The sequence below is a fragment of the uncultured Campylobacter sp. genome, assembly GCF_937890585.1.
Lineage (GTDB): Bacteria > Campylobacterota > Campylobacteria > Campylobacterales > Campylobacteraceae > Campylobacter_A.
In genome coordinates this window covers 1-4,514 of sequence record NZ_CALACG010000209.1, presented here as the reverse complement: position 1 = coordinate 4,514, position 4,514 = coordinate 1, and the positions used below count along the sequence as shown (strand labels likewise).

Below are 4,514 nucleotides of genomic sequence, written 5' to 3'. Positions count from 1 at the left end.
TAAATTTTACAAATGCAAAGGTAATAATAGGCGGTGCTTTCTTTACACAAAAAGATATGACGATGCAAAATCTTGTTATTGCAGCACTTACGGATGTAGACGTTGCGGCTAAAGAAGTTGGTAAATTTGAAAATTTATTAGAAATGATGAGAGAACAAAGACTTGAATTTCGCGTGCCACTTGCGTGCATAGATCACCGTAAAATTTATATACTAAGTAACTCTAAAAATGGTACTACATGCGTAATAAGCTCATCTGCAAATATGAGTGCAAGAGCTTGGGAAGGTGATCAAATGGAGCATTACTCGTATGATATTACGCCATTTTGCTTTGATGAGTATAGTAAAAGATTTGACAAATTTTATTCATACTGTAAAGCCCTTCCACTTGATGTGATCACTACAAAGCACACTGATGATCCATTTAAATCAAATGCAGTCATAAAAGAGATAAAAGAGAAGAACGAAGTCATAGTTTTAGAACATATGCGTGATGATGCGGGGCTTGATAGTGTTAAATACGCAATAGATTATGAAAAAATAAAAGGTAGATACGAAGCTTTGGTGGGTGATATAAATTTAAAGAACAAACAAGGACTTTTTGAAATTTCTCCAAAAACTCTTAAAAAATTTGAGTTAAATTTAAACAAAGAGAACTTAAAGGCTAAAAATCTAAATCCGCAGGCGGACTACCCACGTTTAAAATTTAACTACGAGAATTTGAGAGCATTTATAGATGACGAAGAGTTAAATTTACAGCCTTGTGAAGATGAAGTTAGGCGAGATATAGACGAGCTTTTAGCGCTTCTTGAAAATTTTAATGATTTTGTTGGGGATAAAGAAAGGATAAAGCATACTCATTTTAAGCTCTTAAATGCAGTGTTTGCATCGCCTTTTCACGCTAAAATTCGCTGCATTGCTTATCTTAAAAACAAAAGCACTACAAGTTTGCCTATGTTTTTACTAGCTGCTTCAAGTAGTGCAAACTGCGGAAAGACATTTGTTATCACGGCTATTTTAAAGATGATGAGTGGAAAAAGGCTCGTAAATTTAAACACTGAGAGCTGCAAAAGCACGTTTATAAGAGACATACAGGCAGGATATTGTTCATTGCCAGTGTTTGTAGATGAAGTTAGTAACGCCTATATTGGGCATCTAAAAAGCACCATTAAAAACTCAGATACTTGCGAGATCAAACAACTGCAAGATCAACCGATGATACTTTTTGCTTCAAATGATGCACTTGAACCAGATGAGACGCTTAGAAAGCGTATGATATTTTTAAGGTTTGAGGGGGCTTTGCCAAGCAATATCGATCAAAACGCCTACAAAGGTAGAGGCAACGCAATCATATCTCGCCTAAGCAACGCACTTTATAGAGAGTATCTACGTAGAATGCTGCCTAAAATTTCAGAGCTGTTAGGCTTGATGATACAAGGGGACACGGACGACACTTGGTATCCTGATGTGATGCTCATCTCGTCAAATGTGTTACTTGAAATTTTAGATGACTTTGGATATGCTCGAGCTAGTTATATGAGGCCGCTTAGTTTTAATGCTGATTATTCAGTAAATGCTAGTTTTATTGCGCAAGATTCGCTTAATGAGATCGCTGAATTTTACAAACACGATAAAAGCGCGTTTAAAATAAACAAAAAACAGGTAACGATAGAGCTAGGCACGGATAGTGATAGTAAAAATAAGTGTAAAAACTGGGCAAATACTCTGCCTGCTGAGATGAAAGCTAAAATTCTTAGCACAAAAGATAAAAATCAGCTCATCCTAGATAGAGCAGAGCTAGAAAAGCGGCTAGGTATAAAATTTGGAGGCTTTGGCTTTTTTACTTGGAGTTAGTGATGAAAATTTACATCTATGCTAAGCAATATGACGATATAAAAGGGCTTAAAAACATTTTAAGATATTTAGATGAAGTAGAGGAGGCTCTGATCATAAGTGAGAGTACGCGCTCTTTTAATGAGTACCAACACTTAAAAAGACGCTTAAAACAAGGTGATATACTAATAGTTGGATCTATTTTTAGCCTTGCATTATCGCAAAGTCATGTTGCCAGTGAGTTAAAGTTTTTCATTGATAGCAAAATTTTGTTATTTATATATGATCTTGCTCCAACGTACAAAGATGGCGCTAACTATGTCGTAAATATGGCAGTGTTGCAAACTTTATATACACTAGCGAAGAATGAAAAAATCTCACTATCGGCACTGGATAAAAATTATAGTGTTGGGCGCAATAAGCTCATTTTTCCGCAAAACTGGCCTGAGCTTTATGAAAAATGGAAAAATAAAGAGATAACGTCAAAAGAATTTATAAGCGCATCGGGACTTAAAAAGGCAACGTTTTATAACATGCTTTGCGAATATGAGAGCTTGCTTCAAGAACAAGCCCAATATCAACAACTAGCTTAAATTTTTAAAGAAAAACTATAGGTGATTTTGAGGGAATTGATTTGCAAACCATAGCATATATAGATATTTAAATTTCAGGTGCTATCGCATGGTTAGCGAATTCCTAAATATTTTTCTCTTAAGTATTCTGCCTGCTCTTTTGTAATTTCTCTACTAAGCTGGGATATATTTATTGATGTGTAAAGCTCACTCCAGTATAAGCTTAAATCCCAATTAGGATGAACGTTTGAATTTTTGCAATCTAGAAATTTTTTTAAGTCTTTTTTGAGATGCGGCGACAAAGTATTTTCATCTAGTACAAATTTTCTTCCATGTTTTTTATCCTTTTAATGTTTTAGTAGTTTTTCTCTTATCTCTTTCATTGGATATCTTGCATCACTCAGATTGAGATACTCCTTGTAGATCGATAGCCCTCCCATTATCTTGTAAATTTCCAGATCCGTATTGCCCATCTCCCTTAACTTCTTTGCTTCGTCCTCGCAAAGAATATCCTTCTCCCAATACTCCTGCCTATATAGAGCTATTGTTAGCTCTTCCAGCTTCTCCTCGTCCACTAGTCCTCTGGCTTGGATGTCATCTATCATCCCCAAGTTCTCCAAAGCTGTCGTCCAGCGGTAAAGTATCGTTAGTCTGTGCATCCAGTCGCCTGATTGAATGTTCGAAGGTGCTGGATACGTTGATCTCATTATCTCTTGTTGCTCCACGTCCAGACGTTTCTCGATATAAGCTCTCATCCGATTTATCACTTCCTCGCTCGGCTCTATCGTATCGCAAGTCATCGCTCTCCAATTCACCCAGTCGTGATTGATTGTTATTAGTATATTGACTAACTCTTTTTTGATCTTCTCTATTTGTTCTTGATTGATCTGGTTGGATTGATTGACTTGGTTCTCCATATTCTTAATTATCAGATATAGATAATCCGAGCAGTTCAACTCTTCTTGTAGTGGCATCCACTCCATTTCCATCATATCCGTAAATCTCTTTTTGGTTATTAGCGGCCGATTGCCCTTTATCTTGTTCTGTGGATTTGACAGCATATTGTTGTTCTTGATATCCACGAAGTCCCAGATCTCGTCTATAGTTTCCCTAAAATTTTGTTCTGATAATTCATTATATTTAGGATTTAATATGTGAAACATTGTATATGCTCCGAATTTATTTGCTAGATGCAATTTTACTATTTTTACATAAACTATTACATAACTAGATAGCATTTGCCTTAATATTAGAATTAATAGTAAAATTGATATGACAAATAGGATAAATTTAAATATGTGGACATGAAGCAGTAAGTTAAAGCGAGGACTTCCTCGCTTTTCTTGTTAAACTCGAAATGATCTTGTCTAACGAACATCGATGGGATTATATTAGATATCGAATTAATGCGTGCTTAAAATTTGTAAATAGCTTTTATAAACCATGGTTATGCGAGAGATTATTTTTCTATGTTTTGCAAAAATTTTTAACCTATATCTTGTTGCACATGTTTTTTTAAAAAATATGCTTAACTCATGCTTAATAGAATTTAACATACCGTCACTTTTTACAACAAGCTTAGCAAGTAAAACTACCATTAAAAAATCACTCGTTGTTTGATTTGCTAGCATTTTCTCGATATTGTCATTATATCTTGGCTGAATTTTATATCTACTAGGAGACAATACTTTTAAAAGCACTTGTTGCTTTGTTTCTCGACTCTCTTCAAAGATATTTGTTAATACGCAGTTGTTGTGCGCTACACTATTGCGAAGACACTTTAAAGAAAACATGGCGTTGCGTATCAGCGTAATTTCGTGGCTTTTATAGAAATTTGTAAATCTTTTTTGATAAAAATATTCGTATAGTTCTAGTAAATTACCAAGCTGTATAACCTCTACTAAAACCCAAAAAGGCATTTGTTCTAATGGGCCGTTACTTTCTATAAGTAGTTTTGAAACACTTCTATTTTTTATAGGACGTTTTAAAAATGCTTTAGTTTTTTCACCTAATTTTGATTTTAAAAAATCACTAGTTAGCTTTTGGGCAATTTTTTTATCGAGTATTGAAAAATCTTTTAATAAATTTGTCTTTAAGCAGTGTTCTATGT

At 34.5% G+C, this 4,514-nt stretch carries 4 protein-coding genes; 2 read left to right on the top strand and 2 right to left on the bottom strand.

Annotation, left to right across the window (positions count from 1 at the left end):
• Positions 1 to 1,853, top strand: a 1,853-nt coding sequence (locus Q0296_RS06175) for a hypothetical protein (protein ID WP_298038110.1), incomplete at its 5' end; no start/stop codon positions are given.
• Positions 1,854 to 1,855: 2 nt separating this feature from the next.
• The gene (locus tag Q0296_RS06170) at positions 1,856 to 2,425 is read left to right on the top strand and encodes a hypothetical protein (RefSeq protein ID WP_298038108.1); all 570 of its coding nucleotides are present in this window, start codon (positions 1,856 to 1,858) and stop codon (positions 2,423 to 2,425) included.
• 326 nt (positions 2,426 to 2,751) lie between these two features.
• Here the strand turns inward: Q0296_RS06170 and Q0296_RS06165 are convergent, their stop codons facing one another.
• Together Q0296_RS06165 and Q0296_RS06160 are read right to left on the bottom strand one after the other, a co-directional pair.
• Complete coding sequence (locus tag Q0296_RS06165; RefSeq protein WP_298038105.1) at positions 2,752 to 3,567, bottom strand: hypothetical protein; 816 nt, start codon at positions 3,565 to 3,567, stop codon at positions 2,752 to 2,754.
• 240 nt (positions 3,568 to 3,807) lie between these two features.
• A partial coding sequence (locus tag Q0296_RS06160) for an Abi family protein (RefSeq protein WP_298038102.1) occupies positions 3,808 to 4,514 on the bottom strand: 707 nt, incomplete at its 5' end.

Excerpts from the sequence above, each read along its gene's own strand:
- Q0296_RS06165 (WP_298038105.1), bottom strand. The coding sequence starts at position 3,567 with ATGTTTCACATATTAAATCCTAAATATAATGAATTATCAGAACAAAAT.
- Q0296_RS06170 (WP_298038108.1), top strand. The coding sequence starts at position 1,856 with ATGAAAATTTACATCTATGCTAAGCAATATGACGATATAAAAGGGCTT.